The sequence below is a fragment of the Mycobacterium sp. SMC-14 genome (assembly GCF_046250075.1).
Taxonomy (GTDB): Bacteria; Actinomycetota; Actinomycetes; order Mycobacteriales; family Mycobacteriaceae; genus Mycobacterium.
On record NZ_CP176429.1, the window covers coordinates 658,537 to 685,536 of the forward strand.

Here is a 27,000-nt window from a genome sequence, read left to right on the forward strand (position 1 = left end):
TCAGATCATTTCGTTCTCGGTCAGCCATCGCATCACCGGCCAGCCGATGAAAACCGGCAGCCAGCAGGTCAGTACCCGGTAGAGCAGCACCGACGGGACCGCCAGCGCGGCCGGCACACCGAACGCGGCCAACCCACCGATCAGGGCGGCCTCCACGGCACCCACCCCGCCGGGTGTCGGCGCGGCGGAGGCCAGGGTGCCGCCGACCATCGTCACCACCGTGACGGTGACGAATGACGTGTTGCCGCCAAACGCCTCCACGCTGGCCCACAGTGCCAGCGCCGCACCCAGCGTGGTGCCGGCCGCGCCCAACACGATCAACGCCAGCCGCTTGGGCTCGCGGGCCAGGTCCACCAAGTCGCCGGTGACTTCCTTGAGGCGCGGCCGCAGCGCCGTGGTCAACCACCGGCGCAGGTTCGGTACCAGCAGCACGATCCCGGCCAAGCCGAGCGCCACGCCGGCGATCAGGTACAGCATGGTCGCGCCGGGCACGAAGTGGGACAGATCCGTCGAGGCGCCGGCAGCGGTGGTGAAGATGACCAGCAGGATCACGTGCACGATCACCTGCACCGACTGCTGCAGCGCAACCGCGGCGGTCGCGCGCAAGGTGCTTAGGCCGCCCTTTTGCAGGAAGCGGGTGCTCAGCGCCAGACCGCCGACCCCGGCCGGGGTGGTGGTGGCCGCAAAGGTGTTGGCCACCTGCATGATCGCCAGATCCCGGAAGCTGACAAAGCCGTTGGCGCAGGCCCACAGGGCGCCCGCCGCGCCGACGTAGGTCAGCGACGAGACGATCAGCCCGACCAACGCCCACCACCAGTTCGCCTGCCGCAGTTGGGAGAAGAAGGTGGGCACCTGGCTGATGAAGGGATAGGCCACGTAGACCAGGGCAACCAGCAGGATCAACTGAATCAGTTGGCTGCGGGTGAACCGGGTGATGGTCTTGGTCTGGATCTGATCGGTGTTGGTCTGACGCTTGACCTCTTCGCGGGCGGCGGCGATCACCGTGCCGACGTCGGGGACGGCATTGCGAAGGCGCGCGGGCACCGCGGATTTGGTGAGGCGTCGCGAGGCGGCCAGCACCACGGTGCGACCGAAATGCTCGATTGCCGCCGCCACCGCCGCGGCCGCGTCGTACAGCGATGACGTCGTCACCAGCAACTGGGCGATATCGGATTGCAGCTGGGTGTCGGTGGCGCCGTACTCGGCATTGCCGAAGCCGCCGAACACCACCCGGCCGTCGTCGACGGTCATCTCCTTGCTGCGCAGGTCGCCGTGCGAGATCTGCTGATCGTGCAGACGCCGCAAGGATTCCCAGGGCTGGGCCACCGGCGTGGAGGAGGTGCAGTCGGCGATCGGGGTGCCGCGGGGCGGGGTGTGGGCGTACAGCGTCCAGCCCCGGTCGAGGGAGGCGACCGCGACGGTGTTGGTGTTGGCCAACCTGGCATCAGCGATGGAGATCGCCATCAGTGCGCGATGCTCCACGGCGCGGTGCAGGGAGGCGTGCAGCGGCGCGGTCTCGGTGGTGCGCAACCGGAATTTGCGCCAGAGCTGTCGCAGCGCGCCGCCGCTGCGCTGGTTCGGGCCATACAACTCGATGATCACCGGGTGGTCGCCGACGGTGGACAGCACCAGCGGGCCGCGGCCCGCCGGCCGGATGACGGCGAGTTCGGAGACGGTGTGACCGCGACGTGCCAGGGCGCGGACGGTGCCGTCCAACGGCACCTCCAGCGCGGGGGTGCCGACGATCAGGATCACCAAGGCCCCGACGAACCATCCGACGGCCAGCCCCAGCAGCGAGCGGGCCGGCACAATCGCGCTGACCACCAAGTGGATCGGTACGAACGCCAGCAACAGGGCCCACCACCAGCGTCGCCAGCGGGCCGGCAGCCAGGGGCCGGAGACGGTGAGCATGGCGGCCAGCATGGCGATCCACCGCGGGTCGTCAAGGAACTGCGCCAGCGTGGTGGCCAGCCGATCGGAGAGGTCGAAATGCCAGTTCGGTGCGGCCATGCCGGTGCTGCGGATCGACAATGACACCACGGCGAGCAGGCCGGCCACGGCATAGGCACCGAGCAGCTTCCATTGCTTGGAGACCACCAGTCCGATCAGAATCGCGAACGGCAACACCAGGATCGCGATGCCATAGGCGAGGTAGACCAGGTTGGCGTGGACGGGGGAGAGCACCCCGACGATCTGGGAAACCGACCGCTCGAGGGCCACCCATTCGTAGCGGGTGACCAGCGAGCTGGTGATGACGGTCGCCAGGAAGAGTGTGGCCAGCACCAGACGCAGAATGTCGTTGGTGCGTCGGGTCAGCGGCTGCAGCAGGTTGCCGGTGACGGCGACGTCGCGCCCCTCAACTCGCATGATCTCTTTCGGTCCGTCTCATGCCGCATCGCGTGGCGGCTCGCCACAACTTAACCGGTGAGCTGCGGTGGGGGGTTAATTTGTCGGCCGCCTCGCCGCCGCGTCATCCGGGTTGAGTCCCGTCCGTCACATCTGTCACCGACGAGCGGGTATGTGGTGTGCGCCCGGCTTTGAGCGACTGCAGAGTTGCCGCGTTCCACGCCATTGCCGCGCCGCGTCGATATGGCCTACCCACCACCTGACATAACGCTGGTTGTCGCTCCAAGGTGGGCGCACGATCGCATGGTCCGAAGCGGTGACGGTTGGGGTTATTGAGGTGACGACGGCTTCTTTGGGGGCGACGACGGACCGCTGCCGGGTCAGACCGGGAAGATCACCCCGGTCATCTTCTCCGACTCCTCCCACAGCCGGCGCCACAGCCGCTGATCCTTGGACAGTTGGTTCGACGGGCACGGTCCCATCGGGCCGCGGGATTGATTCAGCTTGGTCGGCCCCCAGTAGATGTCCGGGTCGGCGTCGGGCACGGTAGCGGCGAACAGGGTCGACTCGGCGCCGCGCTCCGGCGGCTGGCCGACCAGCGGCAGGCCGTACTTGGCGATCAAACCGACGAGGGACTTGTCATTGTCGAACAGGTCGGTGGTCGACACCCCGGGATGCACCCCGTAAGAGCGCAGCGCCGAGCCGGCTGCGACCAGTCGCCGCTGCAGCTCGCGGGCGAACATCAGGTTGGCCAGCTTGGACTGTGCGTAGGCCAGGTTGCGCTGGTAGGGGCGGTGCTCATAGTTGAGGTCGTCGACCCAGAACTTGGGGGTCTGCTTGTGCGCGATGCTCGACACCGTCACCACCCGGTCACCGATCCGGTCCAGCAGCAGGCCGGTCAGCGCGAAGTGGCCCAGGTGGTTGACCCCGAACTGCGTCTCGAAGCCGTCCACGGTGCGCCGCATCGGGATGTTCATGATCCCGGCGTTGTTGACCAGCACGTCGAAGCCGCCCTGCTGCGCGGCGAAATCGCGCACCGAGGCCAGGCTGCCCAGATCCAGCGCCGCCACCCGGACGTCCCCGTCGATGCCGTCGGCGATCTCCTGGGCTTTGGTGGTGTTGCGGCAGGCCATCACCACGCTGGCGCCCTTGGCGGCCAGGGTGCGGGTGACGACCTCACCGAGACCACCGTTGGCGCCGGTCACCACGAAGGTGCGGCCGGACTGATCGGGGGTGTCCGCGATTCTGAAAGACATGCTGGTCACCGTACCTGCCGGTGGCGCTCACGCCGCAGCGCTATTGGCTAGCCGGAGAGCTCATATGGTGTCCACCAGCGACAGGAAAATCAGTGCCCATGGCAAGCCACCAGCCAAGAGTGCCAGACCGGACCCACCGATGGCCAGACCTAGGCCGCGTCGGCGCGGAGATCTGGAACCCAAGATCCTTGCGCCGATCAGCAGCGATGCGAAGGCCGTGATGATGAACGTGGCGGCGAGCATGATGCGATATCCGGCATGGCTTTCTATCGGAAAATGACCCAGTAGCCAGCCGACGCCGAACGCCGCCGCGAACACGGCCTGGACGACGATCGGCGCTGATCGGGTAGCCGTCCGCCAGGCATCGTCGTCCTGTGCACGAATTCGTGCCCACAGTCGATTCAGCATGTCCGAGTCCTTTCAGTGCAGATGCTGCAGCACCTGGTAGATCACGGTGGCGGCGATGACGGTGACGACGACGGTCAGGGGAGTTGCGAGGTAGCCGATGAGGATGCCACGCCCGACCTGGCCGGCCTCGTCGGGTAGTTCGCGCATGAACAGTCCGGTCGGCACCACCACGACTGTTGCGATCACAAAGAAGAAGACGCTGGCGAACCACAACGGCAGCCAAGCCCACGTCGCGGTCTCGACGATCGCGATGGTCGCCAACGCGGCGAGGAAGCCGCGCGGTCCATAGGGCGCTGCCGGGGTCGGTGCAGGGGTGGTCATGACAGCTCCTTCAACGGTGCTCAGCTGGCTGGTTGCGACGAGACGGACGGCGGCGCATAGACCGGCCCGAAATCACGGGCAGCCGCGTCGTCGAACGCGGCGAAGCGCGAACTGCCGACGCCGACCTCGTGGTGGATCGGCAGATTGGTGACTGGACCCAACCAGGTATTTCCCGAGTGCGCCGGATCGATCAACACCGTGCGGGTGCCGCCACTCGGCAGATCCTGGTAAACCTCCAGAGACGGGTAATTGGTACGTGTTCCGTCGATATAGACGCCGTCGTATCCAGGGGTGAACACCAGGTCGCCGTTGACGCTGAGTCGGTTGTCGCGCAGGGGTCCATGCGCGTCCGTCGTGAAGCCGGGCACCAGGGGGTTGCCGGCGTCGTACTTGATGCGAACCGACCCGTCAGCGGCTTGCGCGATGCTGCCTTGCGGGACACCGACCGCCACTCTTCCCGGGCCGCCACTGCCGTTGAGTTCCACCGACGGGTTCTGCCGCATCACCACGACGCCGTTCTCGTAATCGATGTAGGTGGTGACCTTGGTGTCCTCGGGATCAAAGCGCGCATTGGGGCCACGATCGTTTCCGAAGTCGCGAGAAAAGAAGCCACTCTTGACATCTCGCTGGGGGATCCACTGCGATGCCCGAATCACGCCCTGCCCGGGCACCGGATCGATCCGGGCCACCCGAACCTCGGAGTTCACGCCCTGGAACTTGGGGTCGTAGGTATGTGCGTCGAGTGCGGCGGCGGTGGTCCAGTCGGATCTGGAGACCGGATCGCGGCCGAAGACCTCCCGGAACGCGTCGATCTGATTGAACCGGCGTGTGTCATCGGAGGCCGGGCCTCGTTTGAAGGAGTGGTCGACGGCCTGGATGGTCGGCCGCTTCCGGCCCTCGACCGAATAACCGCCGCCCAGGGAGCGCACCGACCGCGCGCGGTCCTGACTGTCAGCGACGGTGTCGGCGATCACCTGGTGGATGTCGCGGGTCTTGGCGGTCAAGAACCGCTGGAACTGGCGGGCTCCGGCGGGAGTGTCCAACGCCAGCGCGCGGTGGTGGGCCAACGCCTCGCGGATCTCGGCCTCGATGCTGTCGAGCCGTTTGCGGCCCAGCAGGGCCACCTGCGCGGCACCGCGCACCGTCGTCAGGAAAGCCCGGTCGGTCTTCACAGACCTCTGCTGCCGCCGCGCCAGGGCATCTTCGCGTACTCGCGCGGCATCGGCGTGGGCGCCGAGTTCCTCGGGCATAGCGGCGACGCTAGTTCAGCGACGGCGATCCCGGTATTCACCCGAGGCCGCGTCTGGTGCGTCAGTCCTTGAAATACACCAGCTGATGCGTGCTGGCCACCAACCGGCCCGCCCGCGACCACAGGTGCGCGCTCTGATCGAAGTAGCCGCGCGAGAACCGGTTGGCGTGCGCGCTGGCCAGCAGGAAATCACTTCCGAGCGCGTCGATTTCGCCTTGGTCGGCGTGGAAGTAGGTGGTCAGGGAGATGGTGCCGGCGGGCAGGAAGCGGCCGCTGCGCAGGAACACCCGAGGGAAGAACACGTCCGACAGGCACGCCAACGCCGCGAAGTCGAGCGGCCGGTCCTCGGCGTCGCGCACCCACAAGGTGGTGGTCGAGGATGAGCTGGGCTCTACCGCCTTGAGCGGCACCGGGCCGTCGGTGAAGCGCATGTCGTAGCGCTTGGCCCAGACGATGGCATCGACGAAGCTGCCCGGGGCGACGTCCTCGGGGGCGGGGGCGCTCGGCGGGTGGCTTTCGTCGTCGGCCCAGGTGTCGCGATGCAGTCCGAACAGCGCGGTGGCAGTGGTCTTGACCTCGTCACCCTGACGCAGCTCAAGCATCCAGTGCTGGTTGCTGCGGTTGGTGCGCGCGGCGCGCACGCTGATGTCGAATTCGCCGTCGGCAATGGGTGCGGCGAAGTTGACGGTCAGCGCCAGCGGGTCACCGATGCGCTCGGGGTGCGATTCAACGGCACGTAGCAAAACAGCCGCGGTGATCCCGCCGAACGGCCCGACCATATTCGCCCACTCCGGACGGGTAGCGCCGCGGAGCGTTCCGGCGTCGACCGCCTTGAGTTGCATGGCCAGATCGAAGGGGTGTGGGGTCACGGGAGTCCTTAGCGGTGATCGGAGCGGTTCGAGTCACGCTATCGCGGTGACCACCCAGGTGCGGCCCGGGAACTGCACTACACCGTCGACCCGCTGCCGGCGCAGCTCGTCACGCAGTTCCTCGACCACGCCGGCCCAGCCATCGGCACCCAGCCTGTCCTCCAGTTCGGCGCGGGCCTGCTGCCCGGTGCGGTTGGCCAGGATCAACGCCAGCCGTTCCTCGACGCCGTCGCTACCGTCGATCCCGAAATTGCAGACCCCGTCGAACGCTTCCAGGGCAATGTCATTCCAGCCGGCGTCGGTCAGGATGGCTCGCACCCGCTCGGGATTGCCGAAGGCCAGCGGACCCGGCGCCGTGGGATCCAGCGCGGCAGGCGGTGATTCCAGTTTGGCGGCCAGAACATCGGTGCCCGCGGTGAACATCGGATTGTCGCCTTCGCGCCAGCACACGAACGCCAGCCGGGAGCCCGGGGCCGCGGCGGTGCGGATGTTGGTGAACGCCGCCACCGGATCGTCGAAGAACATCACCCCGAACCGCGAGATCACCCGGTGAAACGATGCTCCACCCGCAGCCTGGTGCAGGTCCATGGTCTGGGCGTCGCCGAGGATCACCGTAGCCTCGGGAACCCGCCGGCGCGCCGCGTCCGTCATCGGCTCGGAGATGTCCACGCCGAACGGAATGGCACCCAGGGCGGCGGTGCGCTGCAGCAATGTGCCGGAGCCGCAGCCGATGTCGAGCACCTGCTCACCTGCGGTGATGTCAGCCGCCTGCATGACCGCGTCGGCGAATGGTGCCAGCACCGCCTCGAAGGTCGCCGCGTTGTCCACCCAGTCGATGCCCTGGGCCGCCCAGGCCTGCTGCTGTTCCTCGTTCGCCATGCCCTCAGCGTAGGGAGCGGCACCGGCGGGAAGGATTAGGGGAGTCGCCCGCCTTGCAGCGACAACCGACGTTATGTCAGATCCTTGACCGCGATTGTCGCGCAGAGGCGGGCATCACCCCACATGGTCCCGCCGCGTCGCATGCGACCCATCCCGAGGCTTGTGGATCGCGCTTCGCCCATGGTGTTGTTCTAGGTCAACACCCCGGCGAAGGAATCCCACATGCCCGACGCTCCGCTGCGTGACGATCACCTTGAGCTGCTGCGCCGTCGCGCGCTGACCGAGGACGCGGCCCGACCGCAGTCGGTGCAACGCCGACACGACGCCGGGGGCCGTACGGCTCGCGAGAACATCGCCGACCTGGTCGACCCCGGGACCTTTGTGGAATACGGGCGGTTCGCTATCGCGGCCCAACGCGCCCGCCGCGACATCGACGACCTGGTTGCCAACACCCCCGGCGACGGCCTACTGGGCGGGACCGCCACGATCAACGGCGCGCTGTTCGGACCCGAACGCGGCGCCTGCGCCGTGTTGTCCTACGACTACACCGTGTTGGCGGGCACGCAGGGCGCGATCGGCCACTTCAAGAAGGACCGTCTGTTCGAGCTCATCGAACGGATGCGCCTGCCGACAGTCTTCTTTGCCGAGGGTGGCGGTGGCCGCCCCGGTGACACCGACTATCCGACGGTGTCGTCACTGGACGTGCCGGCATTCGCCTTGTGGGCCAAGCTGTCCGGGCTGGTGCCGCGTATCGCGGTGGTCAAGGGCCGCTGCTTTGCCGGCAACGCGGTGATCGCGGGCGTCTCGGATCTGATCATCGCGACCGCGGACACCTCGATCGGCATGGCGGGCCCGGCGATGATCGCCGGCGGCGGACTGGGCCACGTCGCACCCGATGACGTGGGCCCGTTGTCCGTGCAGGCACCCAACGGCGTCGTCGACGTGGTGGTGGCCGACGAAGCCGAGGCCGTTGCCGTCACCAAACAAGTCCTCGGCTACTTCCAAGGCGCTACCGCCCCCGGCGCTGCGGCAGACCAAGACGCCTTGCGCACCATGACCCCCGAGCGGGCACGGCGTGCATATCCGCTCAAGCCGATCATCGAGACGCTCGCCGACGTGGATTCGGTGACGTTCCTGCGGGAGAAGTTCGCGCCCGAGATGGTCACCGCACTGGCTCGTATCGACGGCCGGCCGGTCGGGATCATCGGCAACAACACCATGGTGATGGCCGGAGCCATCACGGCCGCCGCCTCCGACAAAGCCGCGCGTTTCCTGCAGTTGTGCGACGCCTTCGGGCTGCCGATCGTGTCGCTGGTCGACTGCCCCGGCTACATGGTCGGCCCAGCAGCCGAAGCAGAAGCGCTGGTACGGAGGGCATCTCGGCTGCTGGTGGCCGGGGCGGCGCTGCGGGTGCCGCTGATCGGGGTGATCCTGCGCCGCGGCTATGGGCTGGGCGCGCAAGCCATGCTCGGCGGCAGCCTGCACCAGCCGGTGCTGACGGTCGCCTGGCCGGGCGCGCACCTGGGCCCGATGGGGCTGGAAGGCGCGGTGCGATTGGGACTGCGCAAGGAACTGGAAGCCATCGCCGATGACGACGAGCGCGAAGAACGCGTCCGCCAAGCCACCGCTGCCGCCGAAGAACACGCCAAAGCTCTGAACGCCGCAACGATTTTCGAGATCGACGACGTGATCGATCCCGCCGAGACGCGCGGGGTGATCGCGGCGACTCTGGCCGCGTCGACCGGCTACCGGCGGGATGTTCCACCCCGGCGGTTCGTCGACACGTTCTGAGACGGGGGCTCTACCTGTTTGGGGTCTTCATCTGCTAGGACGGAAAGCGGCCGGCGAGTGTGACAGCTCGTTGGTGTCACACTCGGCCACGCGGAATCGTCTACATGACATGAGCAGCTACCGGACCATTCGCTATGACCGGCGCGAACACGTCGGAACCCTGACGTTGTCGCGACCCGACAAGCGCAACGCCATCAACCCGGCAATGCGCGCGGAGTTGGACCACCTGGGCAGACAGCTGCTGGCCGACGAGTCCCTTCGCTGCCTGATCGTCGCCGGCGACGGGCCGTCCTTCTCGGCCGGCATCGACCTGGTCGAAGACATGGCCGGGACGTTGACCGCGTTCGCCGAGCGACCCGTCGATGACGAGACCGTGGAGCTCGGCCTCGAGATAGCCGGGACCTTCGAGTGGATTCCCCGGCTCGGCTGTCCCAGCGTCGCAGCGGTCCGGGGCCATGCCTATGGGGCGGGCCTGCAGCTGGCACTGGCCTGCGACTTCCGCATCTTCGCCCGCGACGCCCGGGTCGGTTTGACCGAAACTCGCTACGGCCTGTTGCCTGACATGGGCGCAACGTTTCGACTCCCGCGCCTCATCGGGGAGGGGCGAGCACGAGAACTGATCCTGTTCGGCGAGGTCATCGACGCAGCGGAGGCGCTGCGCATCGGACTGGCCAACCGCGTGGTCGGCGACGACGAACTCGATTCCATGGCTCACGAATTCGCCGTCCGTCTGGCGCGCCAACCGAAGACCGCGGTCCGTGGGGCACGGCGTGCCATCGATGCGGGCCGGACCCTCGACGACGCCGCCGGCCTACGGGCAGCGGTCACCGAACAGGCCCGTTGTTTGACGTCCGACGAATTTCGCCACGCTATCCCAACCGAGACAAGGTGATTGCCATGACCAGTGACCTGCCCTACATCGACGAGCACACGCTACGGATCGACGCGCCGCGCAGCCGGGTGTGGAGCGCTCTGCAACGCTATGTCGAGGCCATGTTGCGCGGTAACGAACGCAATCCGCTGCTCGCGCCGCTCGGACTGCGGCCCCGCGCCGGCTTCGCAGTGGCCGAAAGCGTTGAGCAGCAACGGATCGTACTGGCCGGCCAGCATCGCTTCTCGCGCTACCGGCTGGTGTTCGAGCTCACCGATGATCAGGCGGGCACGACGTGCGTGCATGCCCACAGCTACGGGAGTTTCCCCGGATTGCACGGCGGCATCTACCGGGCCCTGGTGATCGGGACGCGGATGCACGTCGTCGCAACGAACTACTTGTTGCGGGGAGTTCGCGCGGTGGCAACCGGCTAGAAGTAGCGTGTCACGCCGCCGAGCGCAGATCCCGATCACCGCTGGCCGGCAGCGGCGCCGGCCGATTCCGCAGCGGCGCCCACCCGACGTAGGTCAGGTACAGCCCGACCAGTGCGAACACCACGTAGGCGGCGCGTGCCCAGCCTTCGGCGCGCATCGCGATGTTCGCGGCCGACATGCCGGCGTCGGGAAACACCGTCAACGCGAATCCCTTGAGTGCGGTGATCCAGCCCGTCACCGACACGAAGATCGCCGCCGCGCCGCGCCAATACGGGTGAAAAGCAACCACGATGAGGCCCGCTAAAAGCGTGAACGCCCCGGCTACCCACAACAACAACGGATCGGTTCCATAGTCCGAGACTCGTTCCCATACCTGCGGGGCACGAAATATCGCCGTCGCGGTGAGGATCAGCAGGAACGGACCGATCACGCGGGCGAACATCCGAGTCCTGGCTTGAGATTGCTCTGACACACTCATCGCACTGCCCTCCTGGAGCCTTATTTCACCAGGCTACGAGCATTGTGTGGCCGCCGCCAGCATCGCTGGCGCCGCGAGGGCCGCGTCAACGGCCGGTGGTGGTGTCCAATGTCAGCTCCCAGGCCGCCAGCCAGGGCGTGATGGTCTGGGCGATCGAGAACGGGTGCGGGTCTTCGCACTTGGGCTCGGAGTAGGTGCCATCGGACACCGCAATATAGATGCCGACCGCCTCGGCGGTGCCGTCGTCGCGCAGTCGGTACACCGGCCCGCCGGAGTCGCCGCAGGTACCGCCGGCCTCGAACCGGACCTTGTTCGCCTCACTGGCCACCACCGGACCGCACACCGGTCCGCCACTGCGGATTCCGTAGTGACACAGCACATCACCAACGGACACATACTCGGCGACCCCGACCACCGGATGCCCATCGATGACCGAAGTGAGGGGGATCTTGCCCGGGTTGTCCACGGTGATCAGCCCGATGTCGTAGTCATCCCAGTTGCTGCCGTCGCTGACGGTCTCGGTGAACGTGCCGATGGTGCGATAGGCGAAAGCGCCGCCGTGGCGGATCACCGCCTGCCCGGGCCCGCCGCCCGGGTTGCAGTGTCCGGCTACCAGCAGCCCGGGCCGGCCGTCGCGGGTGTGCACCAGGAATCCGGTGGTGCAACTGATACCGGCCGCGTCGCCGCCGGGGGAGACGCTGATGCCGATCCCGGGCCCGATCGCGTGCGCCATCGGGATCGGGATCACGGGGTGTGCCGGGTGGGTGCGGTTCACCTGGTACAGGCCGATGAAGATCGCGGCGACGACGACGGCGGTCCCGATCCGCCATGCCGCCGTCTTCACCGTGTCCCAACGGCGCCGTTCCGTCACCGTGGCAACGGTAGCGGTTGCGTAGGCTGGCCAGATGGCGTCCCCGATACTGACCGCCGACTTTGCCCGCGAGTTCCCCGAACTCGCCCAGCCCTGGCGGGCCGCCACTCCGCCGGAACCGAAGCTGCTGGTGCTCAACGAGAAGCTGGCCGCCGAACTGGGCTTGGATCCGGCCTGGCTGAAAAGCCCTGACGGGCTAAAGCTGTTGACCGGTACCGACGTTCCCGACGGCGCCACCCCGGTGGCCCAGGCTTATGCCGGACACCAATTCGGCAACTATGTGCCGCTGCTCGGAGATGGTCGCGCCCTGCTGCTGGGCGAACTCGACGGCGACCACCGTCACGACATCCACCTCAAGGGCTCGGGGCCGACTCCATTCGCCCGCGGCGGCGACGGTTTGGCCGTCGTCGGCCCGATGCTGCGCGAATACGTCATCAGCGAAGCCATGCACGCGCTGGGGATCCCCACCACCCGCTCGCTGGCCGTGGTCGCCACCGGAGCCCAGGTGCAACGCGAGGCACCGGTGCCCGGGGCGGTACTGACCCGCGTCGCCGCCAGCCACCTGCGGGTCGGTAGTTTCCAGCTCGTCGCCCAACAGGCCCGCGCCACCGGTGACCTGGGGTTGCTACGCCGGTTGGCCGACTACGCGATCGCCCGGCATTACCCCGACGCCGCACAGGCCGAAAACCCTTACCTCGCACTGTTTCAAGCGGTCCTCGAAGCCCAGGCGTCACTGATCGCACGCTGGATGCTGGTCGGTTTCGTGCACGGAGTGATGAACACCGACAACATGACCATCTCCGGGGAGACCATCGACTACGGGCCGTGCGCATTCATGGAGGCCTACGACCCGGCGACGGTGTTCAGCTCGATCGACCATGCCGGGCGCTACGCCTACGGCAACCAGCCGCTGGTCGCTCAGTGGAACCTGGCCCGGTTCGCCGAGACCATCCTGCCGCTGCTGGCCGCCACCGAGGAGCTGGCGCTGTCGGTGGCGGTGGAAACCCTCGAAGGGTTCATGCCGCGCTATCACGGTCTCTGGTCGGCGGGGATGCTGGCGAAGTTCGGGCTGTCCGCCAGCGTGGAGGCTGCCGCGTTGATCGATCAGGCGTTGGCGCTCATGACCGACAACCAGGTGGACTACACCTCGTTCTTCCGGCAGCTGGCGGCCGCCGGGCGTGGTGACGCCGACGCACTGCCCGCGGTGTTCGGCGACTGGCTGGGGCGCTGGCGGGCCATGCAGCCCGACCTCGACGCGATGGACCGGGTCAATCCGGTCTACATTGCGCGCAACCACCTGGTGGAGCAGGCGTTGACGTCCGCGATGCGCGGCGATCTGGTGCCGGTGGAAAAGCTGTTGGACGTGATCACCGAGCCCTACCGGCAACGGGATGACTTGGCGGTATATGCCGCTGCGGCACCGCCGGAATTCGGGGCTTACCGCACATTCTGCGGGACCTGACGGCCGCGGACGGCCAATCAGTCCGGGGTGGACAGCGCGGCTTCGTGCGTGCTCCGGTGAGCCCGATGCGCGCCATGTTGCGCCGGCACGTGTGGGGTCCGAAGTCCCGGGGGCGCGGCGTGGCGCCCCGTGGAACCGCCGTTCTCGCTGATCTCGAACCGCCGCGCCAGCCGGGCCAGCGGTGCGGGAGCCCACCAGTTCCAACTGCCCATCAGGTGCATGAACGCCGGCACCAACACCATCCGGATCAGCGTGGCATCCACCAGCACCGCCAAGGTCAGACCGAGGCCGAGCATGCGCATGAACGACACCTGTGCGGCGATCAACGCCGCGAACGAGATCGACATGATCAGGGCCGCGGCGGTAATCACCCGAGCGGTATGCGCCAACCCCTGCGACACGCTCTCGTCGTTGTCGGCGCGGGTGCGCCCCGAGGCCAGCCAGTACTCCCGGATCCGGGATACCAGGAACACCTCGTAGTCCATCGACAGCCCGAACGAGATGCAGAACAGCAGCACCGGCACGTTGGCGACCAACATCCCGGTGGGGGTCGTGCCCAGCGCTCCGAGATGGCCGTCCTGGAATATCCAGACCAGCGCCCCGAATGCGGCGCATAGCGACAACACATTGAGGATCAGCGCCTTGATCGGCAGCACCACGCTGCCGGTCAGCAGGAACAGCAGCGCGAACGTGATCGTCGCGATCAGCCCGAGCACCTGTGGCAGCCGGTCGGTGATCGCGTCGACGCTGTCCCGGTTGATCTGCGCCAGTCCGCCCATCTGCACCGTCCGCTGACCGGGTGCCGGCACCTGATGCAGCAGATCGAGCTGAGTTTCGGAACGCTGCGAAAACAGCGGGGCGGTGCTGGCCACGGTCAGCAACACGGTGTCGTCTTTGATCCCGGTGGCCGCCGAGGGATCGCCCACCCGGTTGCCGCCGACGAAGGTGCCAGTCGGCGCCGACACCGAGGACACCTCCGGGACCCGGGACAACTCGGCGGCGTAACGATCCAACTCCTCGGGCGCGACGCCGTTCGCCTCACGAACCACGATCGGTACCGCACGGTCGGAGTCGTCGGCGAACTGCTCGCGCAGCGCGTCGCCGACCTGGTGCGCCGAGGCTGTTCGCGGTAGCACCCGGTCGTCGGGGTAGCCCCACTTCACCCCGAGGAAAGGCGCTCCGACCGCCACCAGCAGCGTGACCACTGCCAGACCGATCGGCACCGAGTGGCGGGAAACGAATCTCGTTGACCGGTACCAGAATCCCTCTTCAATCGGTCGCGCGACGGGCTCAGAACGCCGCAGCAGCCGCCGAATCGGCCGCCGCAGGTTCAATGCGTCGAGCCGGGGGCCTAGCAGGGCGATCGCCGCCGGGGTGACCACGATCGCCGCGATCGCCACGAACGTCACCGTTGCCACCCCGGCGTAGGCGAACGACTTGAGGAAGTACATCGGGAACAAGACCATGGCCGCCATCGACAGCGCGACCGTGATCGCCGAGAACAGCACGGTGCGACCGGCGGTGGTCATCGTCCGGATCAGGGCTCGGTCGGGAGCGACGCCGTCGGCCAGTTCGTCGCGGTAACGGTTGATGATCAGCAGGGTGTAGTCGATCGCCAGCGCCAAGCCCATCGCGGTGGTGAGGTTCATCGCGAAGATCGACACGTCGGTGCCCAGCGTGATCAGCCGCAGCACCGCCATCGAGCCCACGATCGCCAGTCCGCCCAGCGCCACCGGCAACGCGGCCGCCAGCAGACCGCCGAAAACCCACACCAGCACCGCAAAGCTCAGCGGGATCGCGATCGATTCCATCAGCAACAGATCATGCTGATTCTGGTGATTGATCTGCGCATAGACCATCGCGCCACCGCCGGCGCGAACGCTGACCCCGTCGCGGTCGTGCGCCACCTGGTCAGCCAGGGTGCGGGCATACTTCTGCGCGTCATTCTCGCCGCCGCGCAGGTTGGCCACGATCAGACCGGCCGTACCGTCGGTGCTGGTCAGTCGGGCGGCTGCCGATGGCGGATCCGTCCACGGTGAGGTGACATTGAAGACGAACGGCGAGCGCTGCAGGACTCCGGCGATCTCGGTGCCGACCGTGCGGGCCCGGTCGCTGTCGGCGCCCTCGGGAGAACTCACCAGAATCAGCAGTTGCTGGTCACTTTGGCCGAACTTGTCGGTCAGCAACGCGGTGGCCTGCGCGGACTCCGAACCGGGGTCCTGAAAGCCGCCCGCGGACAGGCTGTCGGCCACCGGGATCCCGAACACCGCGGCTGCGACCATCACCAGCCCGGCCAGGACTAGGACGCGTCTCGGAGCGGCGAGGGCCAGCAGGGCGATCCGGTGCAGCACGTAGTGACCTTCCGCCGATATGGTCAACCGGAGGTGCGACGACACCCCTACCGACAAGATACGTAGTCGATGGCGCAGACGTTCAATATTCGCCAGCTATGCCGAGCCGTTGAACCAGCGCCTCGGCGGCACCGTGACCTCGACATGGACAACACTCCGACCGTGGCCGCCGTAGCCGTGGAATTCCCTTCTCACCAACACCGTCAGGGTGAGGTGATGGCCGCTCTGTCGGACTTCGCCGGCCCCGACTTTCAGCGGTTCGCCGCCCACAGTGGTGTCGCGACCCGTCAGCTGGCGCTGCCGTTGGCGCGGTACCCGAAGCTCAGCGGCTTCTCCGAGGCGAACGACGAATACCTTGACATCGCTCTGGATCTGAGCGAACGGGCGCTACTGGCGGCGCTGGACCGTGCCGGAATCGCTCCGGCCGACGTCGATGTCGTGTTCTCGACGACCGTGACCGGTTTGGCTGTTCCCTCGCTGGAGGGCCGGTTGGTGTCGCGGATCGGTCTTCGCTCCGACGTCAAACGCATCCCGCTGTTCGGGTTGGGGTGCGTTGCCGGCGCGGCGGGCCTGGCCCGGGTCCACGATTACCTGCGCGCCTTTCCCGACCATGTGGCCGCCCTGGTCGCGGTCGAACTGTGCTCCCTGACGGTTCAGCGCGAAGACCTCTCGGTGGCAAATCTGGTTGCCGCCAGCCTGTTCGGTGACGGCGCCGCGGCGGTCATCGCGACCGGCGCCCGACGCGCGGGACGCGGGCCGAGGCTGTTGGCGACCCGAAGCCAGACCTACCCCGACACCGATGACATCCTGGGATGGAAGATCGGCAGCGAGGGCTTCAGCATTGTCTTGTCGGTGGAGATCGCCACGATCGTCGAGAAGTACCTCGGCGACAACGTCCGCGAATTCCTGGCCGATCACGGCTTGGTCAGCGACGACATCTCGACCTGGATCGTGCATGCCGCCGGACCGAAGATCATTGACGCGATCGAGAACCTGCTGCACCTACGGTCCGAGGCGCTGACGCCGACCCGAAATTCGTTGCGGGATCACGGGAACCTGTCCTCGGTGTCCGTCCTGGACATCCTCGACGGTATCGAATCGGATCCGCCGCCGCCCGGATCACTGGGGCTGATGATCGCGATGGGTCCGGGTTTCTCCGCCGAACTCGTGCTGCTGGAGTGGTAGGCGTGTACTACCTACTGGTTCTGGCGGTGGGCATTGAACGGCTCATCGAGTTGGTGGTGGCCCGCAGCAATGCGCGGTGGGCGTTCGCCAACGGCGGCGTCGAGTTCGGGCACAAGCATTATCCGGTGATGGTCAGCATCCACTCGGCGCTGCTGGTCAGCTGCGTTGCCGAGGTATGGCTGTTGCACCGACCCTTTATCCCCTGGCTGGGCTGGCCCATGTTTGCGGTCGCCATGTTGAGCCAGGTACTGCGCTGGTGGTGTGTGCGCACACTGGGACGGCGCTGGAATACCCAGGTGATCGTTCTGCCGGAAAGCCCTCTGGTGCACGGCGGTCCGTATCGCTGGATCCATCATCCCAACTATGTGGCAGTGGTATGCGAGGGGTTAGCACTGCCGCTGATCCACACCGCCTGGCTGACCGCGCTCTGGTTCGGTCTGGCCAACGCGGCGGTGTTGCGGGAGCGGATTCGGGTGGAGAACGTCGCGCTGGGGTACCGGTGATCGGCTTCGACACCGACCTGCTGATCGTCGGTGGCGGGCCGGGGGGCCTCGCCACCGCGTTGTGTGCTCGACAGCAGGGACTTTCGGTGATCGTTGCCGATCCCCGGGCCAGCCCGATCGACAAGGCCTGTGGGGAGGGCCTGATGCCGGGCGGGCTGGCCGTGTTGAAGTCGCTCGGGGTGGACCCGGTCGGTATGCCGCTGCGCGGCATCAACTATCTCGACGAGCAACGCCGGGCCGAGGCGCCTTTTCGCAACGGCCCGGGACGCGGTGTGCGACGCACGACGTTGCATGCCGCCCTGACCGATCAGGCCAAGCAGAACGACGTCGACTGGGTCGCCACGAAGGTGGACGACGTAGTCCAAGATGCCGAGGGAGTCGCGGCGGGCGGGATTCGGGCCAGATGGTTGATCGCCGCCGACGGGCTGCACTCGGTGGTTCGCCGCGCCGTCGGGATCTCCTGTGTTGCAGGGACCCCGCGGCGGTACGGGCTGCGCTGGCACTACCAGGTTCCGGCGTGGTCGGAGTTCGTGGAGGTGCACTGGTCACGGTGGGGGGAGGCCTACGTGACGCCGGTAGAGCCGGGCCTGGTGGGGGTGGCCATCTTGTCGCCGCGCCGCCCGCAGCTGGACTGGTTTCCATCCTTGGCGGCCCGCCTGGCCGACGCTCAACGGGGTCCCGCCCGGGGCTGCGGTCCGATGCGGCAAGTGGTTTCGCGCCGTGTCGCCGGGCGGGTGCTGTTGGTCGGTGACGCGGCCGGCTACGAGGATGCGCTGACCGGTGAGGGTGTCAGCCTGGCTGTCAAACAGGCCGCTGCGGCTGTGACGGCGATAGTCGATGGCAACCCGTCGTCTTACGAGCGCACCTGGCATTCCATCACTCGCCGCTATCGACTGCTCACCCGAGGTCTGGTGCTGGCCAGTGCGTGGCAGCCGGCCCGACGGGCTGTGGTCCCCGCCTGCTGCGCCCTGCCTGCGGTGTTCGACCGTGCGGTGCATCTGCTGGCGCATTGAGGCGCTACTCGATGGCGGACAAAACCATCTGGGTGGAGCCGCGCGAGCCGATGGTGATGCGAACCGCGCCGTCGGGATAGTTCCGGACCCGCAGCCCACTGGCGGAGAAGATCTCGCTCCATGGCCGGTCGGTCGCCGGCAGGTACACAAAGTTCGCGTGGGAATCGGTGGTGTATACCCCCGATGCCCGCAGCCGGGTACGCAGGTAGCTCCGCTCGGCGACGATGTGGGCGATGCGCTGCTCCAGTTGTGCTTCTGCCTCATAGGAAGCGGCCACCGCCACCGTGCAGCCGGCGCTGATGCCGAACGGCAGCTGCATCGACCACAGCAGACCGGCCAGCTCCGGTGCCGCCAGCGCGTAGCCGATTCGTAGCCCAGCCAGGCCGTAGGCCTTGGAGAAAGTGCGCAGCACAATCACATTCGGGAAGCGCGCAATGAGTCTGGGAACATCGATGCGCTGGTTCGGTGCGACGAACTCGATGTAGGCCTCGTCCAGCAGCACAATGGTGTCGGCGGGAACGTCCGCGACCAGCCGTTCGACATCGGCGACGGTCTCCAGGGTTCCGGTCGGATTGTGCGGGCGGCACAACACCACCACCCGGGCACCCTGGGCGGCTGCCTGGGCCATCGCGGTCAGGTCGTAATGGCCGTAGCTGTCGAGGGGGACGTCGACCGCGGTCAGCCCGGCCATCTGGGCGAAGGCGGGGTAGCCCTCAAAAGTGGGCTTGCTCAGTACGATCCGCTCGCCGGGAGATGCTGCCGTCTGTAGCACCCGCATAGCCAGCCCGGACGCGCCCGGGCCGAGTGCCACGTTCTCCTCGGCCACCCCGGCATGGTCGGCCACCAGTCGGCGCAGCTGGGTGGGCAGGAATTCCGGATAGCGGTTGGCCGCCCCGATGAAGTCAACCAGCGCCGCCCGCACCGCCGGCAGCGGCGGCAGCGGGTTCTCGTTGAGCGACAACGCACACGGGTCGACGGCCGGCGGGAGTGCGCTGCGAAGATGCGTGGTGCCCGAATCCGCTTGCGCCGCCGAGGTCATTGCGGTCGTCCGCCCCATCGGATGGCCGCCGCACCGGCGAAGTCGCCGGCGTGTGCGAAGCCGGCCATCACCACCACCTCGCCCGGCTGCAGCCGGTTGCCGGTTATCGCCCGATCCAGATTGATCGGGATGCCGGCACCGAACAGGTTGCCGCACTCATCAAAGGTGTCGACGTGTCGTGATTCGGGCACTTCGAGCGCTTCGCGCCAATTGCGCAGAAAGACTCGGTTGGGCTGGTTGGTGACCAGCAGGCCGATGTCCGAGGGAGACAGGCGGTTGCGATGACAGACCGCGAGGGCGACCTCGGGAACCTGCCGGTTACCGCGCGCGAGCACCTTGGTGATCTTGTCTTCGGTGAAACCGATGTAGGCGGCGCCGGGCCCGGGCTGCCACCACTTGCGGGGCGGGTCGGTGTTGTAGGTCATGTCGCCGGCGTACTGGCCGTAGGTACGGCATTCGACGTCGATGATGGGCGACTGATCTGATCGGGTGAGCAGTCCGACCGCCGCGCCATCACCGGGAACCGACGCCTGCGACTTGGGGCGTACGGCGGGCTGATCGAAGACCTGGCCGGCGGCGTTCTGCGCAATCGCGATCAATGCGGTCTGCCCCACGCCGGCGGTCAACAACTGCCGGGCCACATTGAGCCCCAGCACGAAAGCGGCGCATCCGCCGTTGTGCAGATCCAGCACCGTAGACGGGCGCATCCCCAACCGGTGGGCGATGCCGCCGCCGGAGCCGCAGAACGGGATGTCCGGCAACTGGGTGTGGGTGATCAAGATGTCCACGTTCTCGATGACCTCGCGGCCGTGGCGCTCGATGATCCCCTGCGCCGCTTGCTCGATCATGTCCGCCGCCGTCTCGTCCTCGCCGACGTGATGGCGGAATCGGGGCGCGCGGAACATCAGGTTGTCGCGCAACACATCGGACTCGGCGTACTTGGTGTAGTAGTCGGCGCCGATGGGTTCGCCGGGAAGGTAGCTGGAGACGTCGATCAGGCTGACGGCTGATTGGTTCATGATCGCCTCATCGCATCCAGAATGGGGTGACCGGAAGACCGTTGTGGTGCCGGTATTCGGCGATCGCCTTCAGGTTCTTCAGCTCCAGCAGGTGGCCGGCACTGAACATGTCCCAGAAGTCGCCGACCCACACCGGGCGCTGCGGCGGCGCGGTGTCCGGATACGGGTTGTGGTCGTAGAACGGGTGGTGACAATTGGTCCACAGCACAACAGATCCGGGCTTGTTCAGCACCACCTGGGCGTCGACGATCCGGATCAGGTAGATCATCCACAGGTGGTCGGGCTGATCCCAGGCGCAGTGGTAGTCCACCGTGAGGGCTTCGGAGTTGGAGACGGTGCGGGTGTAGATCTTGGTCTCCGAACCCAGTCGGTCGTAGGCGAGCCAGAGGCCCTCCTCGTCGGTGGGGGTGAAGCCGCGCAGGCTGTAGGTCCACTCTTCCAGGCATCGTGTATCGGAGAGGTAGTCGAACAATTCGCCGGGCGGACAGTCGATGTAGTCGTTGACGGTGCAGTAGTCGCCGAACACCACGTCGTGGGGGTAGACCGAATGCATCATCTCCATGATGATCGGGGTGGCGACCTCCCGGGGACTGGTCTCGACCCGGACCAAGCCGTCGATGGGTCCGGGCGTACCGGCGTGAACGCTGATATCAGCGAGGGCGGGCAGCGACATCGAATTGATCCTCCTCGTCGGTTGGAACATTGCCGTTATGACTAACTGGAGCAGTGGATTTCGCTGCCGCGTCGGCCGAAAGGAACGGAGCGAACGGTGGTATCTCGTCGGCGGCGCATTCGATGCTGATCACCGAGGGCCCTTCGCGGTCCAAGGCCGAGGCCACGGCTGCGTGAAATGTTTCGGCGTCATCCACGTCGATCGCGCTGAGCCCGGGAAACATCGACGCCAGGCCGTCACCGAGCTGGCTGGGGGTGAAGCGGTTGTAGCTGTAGAACCCGTCGTAGAACAACTGCTCGCGGGTGACGCACATGGCGTGCGCGTTGTTGTTCAGCAGCACGAACAGCACCGGAAGCCGGTACTGCACGGCGGTGTGGATCTCCATGCCGTGCATGAAGAACGCGCCGTCGCCGGCGATCACCACGGTGCGCCGGCCGCGGCCGAAGGCCATGCCGAGGCCGGCCCCGAAGCTGTAGCCCATGCCGCCCATCCCCAGCGCGACCAGGAAACGCCCGTCGCGCCGCGGCGGCAGGTAGTGGATGGCCGCGGCGCCGGTGTTGCCCGCATCGACGACGATGTCGGTCCCGGCGGGCAACGCCCGGTCCAGTACGGCCATCGCGTCGCGATAGCGCACCCCGGGGCCGGTGTACGGCGGGGGAGTCAATTCGGTGTGCGGCACTGTCTCGGGCACTCGCAGCCACCGGGGGCGCCCGTCACCGGAGAGCTCGCGGGCGATCGCTCGTAGGGACACCCGCAGATCAGCGGTCTGCACGTGCGTACACGGAACATACGGCGGCGCCGAACCGATCGATACGGTGTGGATGGAGCTCAGCACCGCTTCGAGACCGGCGCGAGCGGTCAGCGACATCCGGGTGCCCACCACCAGGCATACCGCGCTGGCGGTCAGTGCATCGGCGACCGAGGGGTGGCCCATGATGCCGGCCACACCCAGTGCCGACGAAGATCCCAAACCCGAAGTGCCCGAGACGTCTTTGGCGTCGGGGACGCACACCACCCGTGCCCGCAGCAGTGCCCGCAGGTGCTCGAGGTCGGCGCGGGCGTCGTCGCGGGCCACCTGTTCACCGGCGATGATCGTGACCGGTCCATGGGCGTTGCGCAGCGCGTGGACGATCGGATGCGGGTCGCTGATCACGACAGGATCGCCACCGGCGTCGCCGCCGTTGCGGTACGGGCTGGCCGTAACGAAGCCCTGCTGAACATCCTTGGGCAGCAAAAGCACCGCGGGACCACCGCTGTGTGCCGCGGCGATCGCCCGGGGCAAGGCAGCCACGATGTCTTCGGGGTTCATCACCCGCTCGCAGAAGACCGAGACCGCCGAGAACAAGGCCTGCGCGTCAAGTGCGCCGTTGCGGCCACTGGTGTCTTGAAAACTGCCTCGACCATCCAAGGTGATCGGGGCCTGGCCCACCAGCGCCAGCACCGGAACCCGGCTGGCCAATGATTCGCCGAGTCCGGCAACCAGGTTCAGGGCGCCCCCGCCCGACGTCGCGGCGACCACCCCCAACCCGGCACCGCTGCGGCTGTAACCGTCGGCCATGGTGGCGGCCGAGAACTCATGCTTGGCCAGCACCGCCGCGATCTCGGGGCGGAAATACGCCGCGTCGTACAGATCTTCGATGTTCGCACCATCGACGCCGAAGATGTGACCGATTCCCATGGCCGCCAGCTGGGCGACGATGTAATCGACCACGGAAGCGATCCTGGACATCTGCCCACCTAACTCGTGACGATGTCATTGACACGGTTTCCGTCGGGCGTTGGTTCGACGAAGGCATCCGATGGCCCGGGCTCGTTACAGCGTGCGCTCCAGCAGGACCTGGCCGTTGTCGGCTGACACCACTTGAACCGAGGCGATCTGATCCGACGGAGTCGAGATGCTGCCGGCCGGCGTCGCGGTGTGCCCGGGTTCGGCGACCCAGGTCGCCAGCCGGGTCTGGCTGCCATCGCGGCCGACCACCACCAGCGCCAGGGTGTCGTGGTGAGCGTTCACCGGTGCCAGGCAGACACAACTCAAATCGATGTAGCTGCCCCAGGATTCGTCCCTGACCGCCACCGTCGAGGCGAGCGCCGTCGTCCCCACTTGGGCCATCGGCACCGCATCGGGATGGGGTGACGGCGTGGTCACGGAGCTGATCCCGAGCAGGACACCGATCCCGAGCACGGCGGCCGCCGCGGCCGAGGCCGTCCACGCCATCAACCGGGTACGCCGGCGCCGCCGGTGCACCTCGGTCAACAGGGCAGGCAGCAGGTAGGCCGGCGGGGGTGGCCCCGCCGCGTCGGATTCGTTGATCGCCGCCACACAGTTGCCGTCGAGCTGGGACAGCAGGGCAGGCACGCCGCTGATCTCGGCCACGGCGTTCCGGCACTGCGGGCAGCCGGCGAGGTGTCCCTCGAATTCCCGGCGGTCGGCCGCCGACAGCGAACCGAGCACATAGGCGGCATCCCACATGGCGTATGGGTGCTCAGTATCGACCGGCCCGCAGGCCGGGCCGATCTCCCGCGGCGACATCATCGTGTCACCCCCATCTCCTGCAGGGCGAGTCGCAGAGCCCGCACCGCGTAGTGCAGGCGCGATTTCACTGTTCCCTCCGCGATCCCCAGGTCTTCGGCGGTCTGGCCGGTACTCCAGCCACGGTAGTAGGACCGTTCGATCACCGCCCGGTGCTCCGCCGACAGGTGCGTCATGGCGTCGGCGATCAACATCCGGTCCAGGGCGGTGTCCACCTCGTCGCGGGTGGGCTGCTCGGGCGTGGTCGTCTCGTCGAGCGTGGCGACCACGTGACGGTACTGGGCGCTGCGCCGTTCGTCGATGATCATGTTGCGCGCCACGGTGCACATCCAGGCGCGAGGGGAGCGTTCGGTATCGCCGATGACCTCCGGGTGCTGCCAAGCGCGCAGCAGCGTCTCCTGCACGACGTCTTCGGCGCGGCTGGCGTCACCGGTCAGGCGCAGGGCGTAGCGCCACAACACCGCGGCGTGCTCGTCGTAGAGCGCTTTCATCAGCGCGGCTTCGTGGTCTGGCGGTATGCCAATGCGAGGCAAGCTGATCACCTCCTGCCTAATGACACGACGTGGATGCCCGTCGGGTTCATGCTTTGGCACCTCAGTCAGGAATCCAGCTGCCGTGAAAACCGTGCGGAACGCGCCGCGGCAGCCGCACCCGGGCGACCGGCTCGGCGTCGAACTCCGACGCGCCCAGGATCACCAGTTCGCTGCACTCGCGGACGGGGCTGTAGACGTAACTCAGGTACCAGCCGGCCGATTCGTCGGTCTGACCCGGCGCCGGCGCGAACACCGCCTCATCGGGCGCGCCGGCCATCCCGTTGACGCCGAACCGGTGGACCTCGACGCTGTCGCGGGCCAGGTCGTAGCGGACCAGCCCGTCGTTGCCGACGGCCACGGCGTAGCGGGCCGCAGCGCCCACCCGCCGGTCGTCGACGCGGGGGAACTCGATGTCGCGGTCATCGAGCTGAACCTCGGCCACGACGCCCGCGTCCAAGTCGATCGTCCAGCGCCACAGCGAGGCATCGGTTTCGAAATCACTGTTGGCGCGCCAGATTTCCGGGTAGCGGACCACCTGCATCACTATCGCGTCGCCCTGGGGTGACGACACGTCGAACGCGTTGGCGACGTGGAAGACGTAACACGGGTTGATGTCGAACCAGCGAACGAGACCGAACGGGTCATCGCGGCGCAGCACCCCGAGGCGGGCGCCGTAGTCGTCGTCCCACCGGTACGGCAGGTCACGCTCGATGGGCCGGGTGAGCGCAACCTGCGGATTGAACACCAACGGCAGGTCCAGGAACACCACATGTTGCGCGGTCAGCGCGAAGTCGTGCATCAGCGTCAGTCCGGGGACATCGATCGGGCGGCGGACCTGGACCGCACCGTCGGCGCCGGCGCGGTAGTAGTTGATGTGCGGGTGGGCAAGGTCGCCGTAGCCGAAGAAGTGCAGCTCGCCCGTGATCGGGCAGACCTTGGGGTGCGGCGCCATGGAATCGGTCAGCTTGCCGGCGAAGTCGTAGGCGCCCAGCGTGTCCAAGTCGGGGGTGAGTTCATACGGCAGTGCGGTGTCCATCAGCGCCAGGGTCTTGCCGGCGTGCCGGATGACGTGCGTGTTGGCCGCGCTGGAGTGCAGATTGCGGCTGCCGTCGGCGTTGAACAGCGGCAGGGGGTGTTCGAAGCTCTCGGTGCGCACCCAGCGGTTGCGGTACCAGGCGGCCCGGCCGTTCTCCAGCCGAACTCCGTGCACCATGCCGTCACCGGTGCACCAGTGCCCTCCCGCGTCGCGGGGGTTGGGGCCGTTGCGCAGATACCAGCCGTTCAACTCCGGCGGGATGCTGCCGTCGACGGGTAGATCGAACGCGGTGAGCTCGTCGGGGACCGGAGCGTAGTTACCGGGGCGAAAGACTCTGAAGACCGTCTCCGGCGGCTGAAGAACCGCCACTGCAGCACCAGAGTCATGGCCGTTGACCTGACGGATGACACCGGCGGCCGCGCGACCCGCGGTGAATTCGCTGTCGGCTGTCACGTCGTTGGTTTCGGTGAAGTCCTCTTCATCCAGCAACGACAGGACAGCCGGCATCTCGGACAACTCGGTGACGGCGTCCTGGCACAACAGGCACCCGTCGAGGTGTGTCTCGAACTCGCGGTAGTCGGACTCCGAGAGTGACCCCAGCACATAGGCGGCATCCCACAGGCCGTACTCGTGGTCAAACGTCATTGCACCGTTCCCATATCTCGCAGTGTCTGTTGCAGTGTCCGCAGCGCGTAGTGCAGCTGGGTCTTCACGCTGCGCTCCGCGATTTCCAGATCGACCGCGATCTGCTCGGTGCTCCATCCGAAGTAATAGGCACGACGTAGCAGGGCCCGGTGTTCGGCGGAGAGCTGCGCCAGCGCGGCGGCGACCACGGCTCGGTCCGGTGCAAAGTCGCGGTGCATGGCGCTTGAAGCGCTGCTGAGGCGGGCCCGGGCCTGGTCGTCGGTGGTCATGGCGGTTCAGGCCCGGCCCGTACGCGCAGAAGTGTCCGGCCGTGGTGTGCCCGCGGCCGAGAATCGATCTGCCGCTGGTTTTCCTCTACCCATGCACCAGCCTCCCGGAAGTGACACGGGGCAGCGTCCCGTCCGGTTCAGTGTCGCGCGCGCCCGGCGGCTGCGGTAGAGGCTCTTTAGGTCGTGGTGACCAGCGTCAGCTGCCAGGCCTGCAGCCACGGCTTGATCAGCTGCGCAACGGAGGACTCGCGCGGCTCAGCGCAGGCCGTCTCGGGATCCTCGCCGTCGGACTCCGCGGTGAGGATGCCGACCGCTTCGGCGGTGCCGTCGGGGCGCATCCGGTAGGCCGGGCCACCCGCGTCACCGCAGGTGGTAGCCGCGGCGAACCTGACCTTGTCCTTTTCGCTGGCAGCCACCGGACCGCACATCGGCTCGCCGCTACGGACTCCCAGATGACAGAGCGTGTCGCCGATGTTGACGCGCTCGGCGACGCCGCTGACCGGGTGTCCGTCGACCTCGGAGGTCAGCGGGAACTTGTCGGGGTCGTCCAAGGTGATCAAGCCGATGTTGTTGCCGTCCTTGCCGTCGTAGACGCTCTGGGTGAAGGCACCGACGGTGGGGTAGAGGGCACCGTTGTGGATGGACACCGTGCCGGAGCCGCCGGGCTTGTTGCAGTGCCCCGCCGACAGCAGTCCCGGCCGGCCGTCCTTGCTGCGTACCAGGAACCCCGCGGTACAGCTGGTGGCCTCGGAGCTGCCGGTAGAGGAGACATTGATGCCGACCCCCGGACCGATCGCCTCGGCCGGCGGCTGCGGGATGAGCTGCTGCACCGGCTGGGCGCGGCTGACCCAGACCATGCCCGCCAGGACTGTTACGACGCCGGCCGCGATGGACAGACGTTTGAGCAGGGTTTTGGGCGGGGGTCGTCGAAAGGCGGCCATTTAGGCGAGGGTACCGAGGGTGGGGCGG

General features: G+C 67.4%; 26 protein-coding genes. 7 read left to right on the top strand and 19 right to left on the bottom strand.

Features of this window, described 5'->3' with window-relative positions; genetic code table 11:
* From ACKY0W_RS03140 to ACKY0W_RS03170, 7 genes are all read right to left on the bottom strand, one after another.
* On the bottom strand, window positions 1–2,367 hold the full coding sequence (locus tag ACKY0W_RS03140; protein ID WP_409436355.1) for a lysylphosphatidylglycerol synthase domain-containing protein: 2,367 nt from the start codon (window positions 2,365–2,367) through the stop codon (window positions 1–3).
* A gap of 359 nt (window positions 2,368–2,726) precedes the next feature.
* Window positions 2,727–3,602 (bottom strand): oxidoreductase, encoded by an 876-nt coding sequence (locus tag ACKY0W_RS03145; RefSeq protein ID WP_409436356.1) that lies wholly within the window; start codon window positions 3,600–3,602, stop codon window positions 2,727–2,729.
* A 60-nt stretch (window positions 3,603–3,662) separates the two neighbouring features.
* The gene (locus ACKY0W_RS03150; protein ID WP_409436357.1) at window positions 3,663–4,010 is read right to left on the bottom strand and encodes a hypothetical protein; all 348 of its coding nucleotides are present in this window, start codon (window positions 4,008–4,010) and stop codon (window positions 3,663–3,665) included.
* Between the two features lie 12 nt (window positions 4,011–4,022).
* On the bottom strand, window positions 4,023–4,331 hold the full coding sequence (locus tag ACKY0W_RS03155) for a hypothetical protein (RefSeq protein ID WP_409436358.1): 309 nt from the start codon (window positions 4,329–4,331) through the stop codon (window positions 4,023–4,025).
* A 20-nt stretch (window positions 4,332–4,351) separates the two neighbouring features.
* Complete coding sequence (locus ACKY0W_RS03160) at window positions 4,352–5,581, bottom strand: DUF4226 domain-containing protein (protein ID WP_409436359.1); 1,230 nt, start codon at window positions 5,579–5,581, stop codon at window positions 4,352–4,354.
* A gap of 61 nt (window positions 5,582–5,642) precedes the next feature.
* Window positions 5,643–6,422, bottom strand: a complete 780-nt coding sequence (locus tag ACKY0W_RS03165) for an acyl-CoA thioesterase (protein WP_409437631.1) — start codon at window positions 6,420–6,422, stop codon at window positions 5,643–5,645.
* Window positions 6,423–6,482: 60 nt separating this feature from the next.
* Window positions 6,483–7,328 (bottom strand): class I SAM-dependent methyltransferase, encoded by an 846-nt coding sequence (locus tag ACKY0W_RS03170; protein ID WP_409436360.1) that lies wholly within the window; start codon window positions 7,326–7,328, stop codon window positions 6,483–6,485.
* A 222-nt stretch (window positions 7,329–7,550) separates the two neighbouring features.
* Between ACKY0W_RS03170 and ACKY0W_RS03175 the strand changes: the two genes are divergently transcribed.
* The 3 genes from ACKY0W_RS03175 to ACKY0W_RS03185 all read left to right on the top strand — a co-directional run bounded on the left by ACKY0W_RS03175 (window position 7,551) and on the right by ACKY0W_RS03185 (window position 10,424).
* On the top strand, window positions 7,551–9,119 hold the full coding sequence (locus ACKY0W_RS03175; protein WP_409436361.1) for an acyl-CoA carboxylase subunit beta: 1,569 nt from the start codon (window positions 7,551–7,553) through the stop codon (window positions 9,117–9,119).
* A 109-nt stretch (window positions 9,120–9,228) separates the two neighbouring features.
* On the top strand, window positions 9,229–10,011 hold the full coding sequence (locus tag ACKY0W_RS03180) for an enoyl-CoA hydratase/isomerase family protein (RefSeq protein ID WP_409436362.1): 783 nt from the start codon (window positions 9,229–9,231) through the stop codon (window positions 10,009–10,011).
* 5 nt (window positions 10,012–10,016) lie between these two features.
* Entirely contained in the window at window positions 10,017–10,424 is a 408-nt protein-coding gene (locus ACKY0W_RS03185; protein ID WP_409436363.1) for a hypothetical protein, read from the top strand.
* Window positions 10,425–10,434: 10 nt separating this feature from the next.
* On the opposite strand, the gene ACKY0W_RS03190 is transcribed toward ACKY0W_RS03185, so the two are convergent.
* Together ACKY0W_RS03190 and ACKY0W_RS03195 are read right to left on the bottom strand one after the other, a co-directional pair.
* Complete coding sequence (locus ACKY0W_RS03190) at window positions 10,435–10,902, bottom strand: hypothetical protein (protein WP_409436364.1); 468 nt, start codon at window positions 10,900–10,902, stop codon at window positions 10,435–10,437.
* Between the two features lie 85 nt (window positions 10,903–10,987).
* Window positions 10,988–11,773: a hypothetical protein gene (locus ACKY0W_RS03195; protein ID WP_409436365.1), complete on the bottom strand. Its 786-nt coding sequence runs from the start codon at window positions 11,771–11,773 to the stop codon at window positions 10,988–10,990.
* Window positions 11,774–11,807: 34 nt separating this feature from the next.
* Between ACKY0W_RS03195 and ACKY0W_RS03200 the strand changes: the two genes are divergently transcribed.
* Window positions 11,808–13,235 (top strand): protein adenylyltransferase SelO, encoded by a 1,428-nt coding sequence (locus tag ACKY0W_RS03200; protein ID WP_409436366.1) that lies wholly within the window; start codon window positions 11,808–11,810, stop codon window positions 13,233–13,235.
* A 17-nt stretch (window positions 13,236–13,252) separates the two neighbouring features.
* On the opposite strand, the gene ACKY0W_RS03205 is transcribed toward ACKY0W_RS03200, so the two are convergent.
* Window positions 13,253–15,586, bottom strand: coding sequence for an MMPL family transporter (locus ACKY0W_RS03205; protein ID WP_409436367.1), 2,334 nt, complete (start codon window positions 15,584–15,586; stop codon window positions 13,253–13,255).
* 144 nt (window positions 15,587–15,730) lie between these two features.
* Between ACKY0W_RS03205 and ACKY0W_RS03210 the strand changes: the two genes are divergently transcribed.
* The 3 genes from ACKY0W_RS03210 to ACKY0W_RS03220 are packed head-to-tail and all read left to right on the top strand — an operon-like array spanning window position 15,731 to window position 18,287.
* Window positions 15,731–16,771: a type III polyketide synthase gene (locus ACKY0W_RS03210; RefSeq protein ID WP_409436368.1), complete on the top strand. Its 1,041-nt coding sequence runs from the start codon at window positions 15,731–15,733 to the stop codon at window positions 16,769–16,771.
* Window positions 16,772–16,773: 2 nt separating this feature from the next.
* A complete protein-coding gene (locus tag ACKY0W_RS03215; RefSeq protein ID WP_409436369.1) occupies window positions 16,774–17,274 on the top strand; it encodes an isoprenylcysteine carboxyl methyltransferase family protein in 501 nt (166 codons plus the stop codon).
* On the top strand, window positions 17,271–18,287 hold the full coding sequence (locus ACKY0W_RS03220; RefSeq protein WP_409436370.1) for an NAD(P)/FAD-dependent oxidoreductase: 1,017 nt from the start codon (window positions 17,271–17,273) through the stop codon (window positions 18,285–18,287). Before ACKY0W_RS03215 ends, ACKY0W_RS03220 begins: the two co-directional genes overlap by 4 nt.
* A 4-nt stretch (window positions 18,288–18,291) precedes the next feature.
* On the opposite strand, the gene ACKY0W_RS03225 is transcribed toward ACKY0W_RS03220, so the two are convergent.
* From ACKY0W_RS03225 to ACKY0W_RS03265, 9 genes are all read right to left on the bottom strand, one after another.
* Window positions 18,292–19,326: an aminotransferase class I/II-fold pyridoxal phosphate-dependent enzyme gene (locus ACKY0W_RS03225; protein WP_409436371.1), complete on the bottom strand. Its 1,035-nt coding sequence runs from the start codon at window positions 19,324–19,326 to the stop codon at window positions 18,292–18,294.
* A complete protein-coding gene (locus ACKY0W_RS03230) occupies window positions 19,323–20,345 on the bottom strand; it encodes a 3-oxoacyl-ACP synthase III family protein (protein ID WP_409436372.1) in 1,023 nt (340 codons plus the stop codon). The genes ACKY0W_RS03225 and ACKY0W_RS03230 overlap by 4 nt, the downstream gene beginning before the upstream one ends.
* 7 nt (window positions 20,346–20,352) lie before the next feature.
* Entirely contained in the window at window positions 20,353–21,018 is a 666-nt protein-coding gene (locus ACKY0W_RS03235) for an SRPBCC family protein (RefSeq protein ID WP_409436373.1), read from the bottom strand.
* Window positions 20,996–22,747 carry a thiamine pyrophosphate-binding protein gene (locus ACKY0W_RS03240; protein ID WP_409436374.1) on the bottom strand — a complete coding sequence of 584 codons (1,752 nt, stop codon included), beginning with the start codon at window positions 22,745–22,747 and terminating at the stop codon, window positions 20,996–20,998. The genes ACKY0W_RS03235 and ACKY0W_RS03240 overlap by 23 nt, the downstream gene beginning before the upstream one ends.
* An 84-nt stretch (window positions 22,748–22,831) precedes the next feature.
* Window positions 22,832–23,551 carry an anti-sigma factor family protein gene (locus ACKY0W_RS03245; protein ID WP_409436375.1) on the bottom strand — a complete coding sequence of 240 codons (720 nt, stop codon included), beginning with the start codon at window positions 23,549–23,551 and terminating at the stop codon, window positions 22,832–22,834.
* Entirely contained in the window at window positions 23,548–24,039 is a 492-nt protein-coding gene (locus ACKY0W_RS03250; protein WP_046283350.1) for a sigma-70 family RNA polymerase sigma factor, read from the bottom strand. The genes ACKY0W_RS03245 and ACKY0W_RS03250 overlap by 4 nt, the downstream gene beginning before the upstream one ends.
* A gap of 103 nt (window positions 24,040–24,142) precedes the next feature.
* Window positions 24,143–25,762, bottom strand: coding sequence for a carotenoid oxygenase family protein (locus ACKY0W_RS03255; RefSeq protein ID WP_409436376.1), 1,620 nt, complete (start codon window positions 25,760–25,762; stop codon window positions 24,143–24,145).
* Window positions 25,759–26,031: a sigma factor-like helix-turn-helix DNA-binding protein gene (locus ACKY0W_RS03260; protein WP_409436377.1), complete on the bottom strand. Its 273-nt coding sequence runs from the start codon at window positions 26,029–26,031 to the stop codon at window positions 25,759–25,761. The genes ACKY0W_RS03255 and ACKY0W_RS03260 overlap by 4 nt, the downstream gene beginning before the upstream one ends.
* Window positions 26,032–26,207: 176 nt before the next feature.
* On the bottom strand, window positions 26,208–26,972 hold the full coding sequence (locus tag ACKY0W_RS03265; RefSeq protein ID WP_409436378.1) for a S1 family peptidase: 765 nt from the start codon (window positions 26,970–26,972) through the stop codon (window positions 26,208–26,210).
* Window positions 26,973–27,000 lie beyond the last annotated feature (28 nt).

Coding starts and splice junctions, on each gene's coding strand:
- ACKY0W_RS03260 (WP_409436377.1), bottom strand. CDS start 26,031: ATGACCACCGACGACCAGGCCCGGGCCCGCCTCAGCAGCGCTTCAAGC.
- ACKY0W_RS03240 (WP_409436374.1), bottom strand. CDS start 22,747: ATGTCCAGGATCGCTTCCGTGGTCGATTACATCGTCGCCCAGCTGGCG.
- ACKY0W_RS03140 (WP_409436355.1), bottom strand. CDS start 2,367: ATGCGAGTTGAGGGGCGCGACGTCGCCGTCACCGGCAACCTGCTGCAG.
- ACKY0W_RS03245 (WP_409436375.1), bottom strand. CDS start 23,551: ATGATGTCGCCGCGGGAGATCGGCCCGGCCTGCGGGCCGGTCGATACT.
- ACKY0W_RS03165 (WP_409437631.1), bottom strand. CDS start 6,422: ATGCAACTCAAGGCGGTCGACGCCGGAACGCTCCGCGGCGCTACCCGT.
- ACKY0W_RS03180 (WP_409436362.1), top strand. CDS start 9,229: ATGAGCAGCTACCGGACCATTCGCTATGACCGGCGCGAACACGTCGGA.
- ACKY0W_RS03265 (WP_409436378.1), bottom strand. CDS start 26,972: ATGGCCGCCTTTCGACGACCCCCGCCCAAAACCCTGCTCAAACGTCTG.
- ACKY0W_RS03255 (WP_409436376.1), bottom strand. CDS start 25,762: ATGACGTTTGACCACGAGTACGGCCTGTGGGATGCCGCCTATGTGCTG.
- ACKY0W_RS03145 (WP_409436356.1), bottom strand. CDS start 3,602: ATGTCTTTCAGAATCGCGGACACCCCCGATCAGTCCGGCCGCACCTTC.
- ACKY0W_RS03170 (WP_409436360.1), bottom strand. CDS start 7,328: ATGGCGAACGAGGAACAGCAGCAGGCCTGGGCGGCCCAGGGCATCGAC.
- ACKY0W_RS03150 (WP_409436357.1), bottom strand. CDS start 4,010: ATGCTGAATCGACTGTGGGCACGAATTCGTGCACAGGACGACGATGCC.
- ACKY0W_RS03175 (WP_409436361.1), top strand. CDS start 7,551: ATGCCCGACGCTCCGCTGCGTGACGATCACCTTGAGCTGCTGCGCCGT.
- ACKY0W_RS03185 (WP_409436363.1), top strand. CDS start 10,017: ATGACCAGTGACCTGCCCTACATCGACGAGCACACGCTACGGATCGAC.
- ACKY0W_RS03235 (WP_409436373.1), bottom strand. CDS start 21,018: ATGTCGCTGCCCGCCCTCGCTGATATCAGCGTTCACGCCGGTACGCCC.
- ACKY0W_RS03210 (WP_409436368.1), top strand. CDS start 15,731: ATGGACAACACTCCGACCGTGGCCGCCGTAGCCGTGGAATTCCCTTCT.
- ACKY0W_RS03160 (WP_409436359.1), bottom strand. CDS start 5,581: ATGCCCGAGGAACTCGGCGCCCACGCCGATGCCGCGCGAGTACGCGAA.
- ACKY0W_RS03200 (WP_409436366.1), top strand. CDS start 11,808: ATGGCGTCCCCGATACTGACCGCCGACTTTGCCCGCGAGTTCCCCGAA.
- ACKY0W_RS03250 (WP_046283350.1), bottom strand. CDS start 24,039: ATGAAAGCGCTCTACGACGAGCACGCCGCGGTGTTGTGGCGCTACGCC.
- ACKY0W_RS03230 (WP_409436372.1), bottom strand. CDS start 20,345: ATGAACCAATCAGCCGTCAGCCTGATCGACGTCTCCAGCTACCTTCCC.
- ACKY0W_RS03155 (WP_409436358.1), bottom strand. CDS start 4,331: ATGACCACCCCTGCACCGACCCCGGCAGCGCCCTATGGACCGCGCGGC.
- ACKY0W_RS03225 (WP_409436371.1), bottom strand. CDS start 19,326: ATGACCTCGGCGGCGCAAGCGGATTCGGGCACCACGCATCTTCGCAGC.
- ACKY0W_RS03190 (WP_409436364.1), bottom strand. CDS start 10,902: ATGAGTGTGTCAGAGCAATCTCAAGCCAGGACTCGGATGTTCGCCCGC.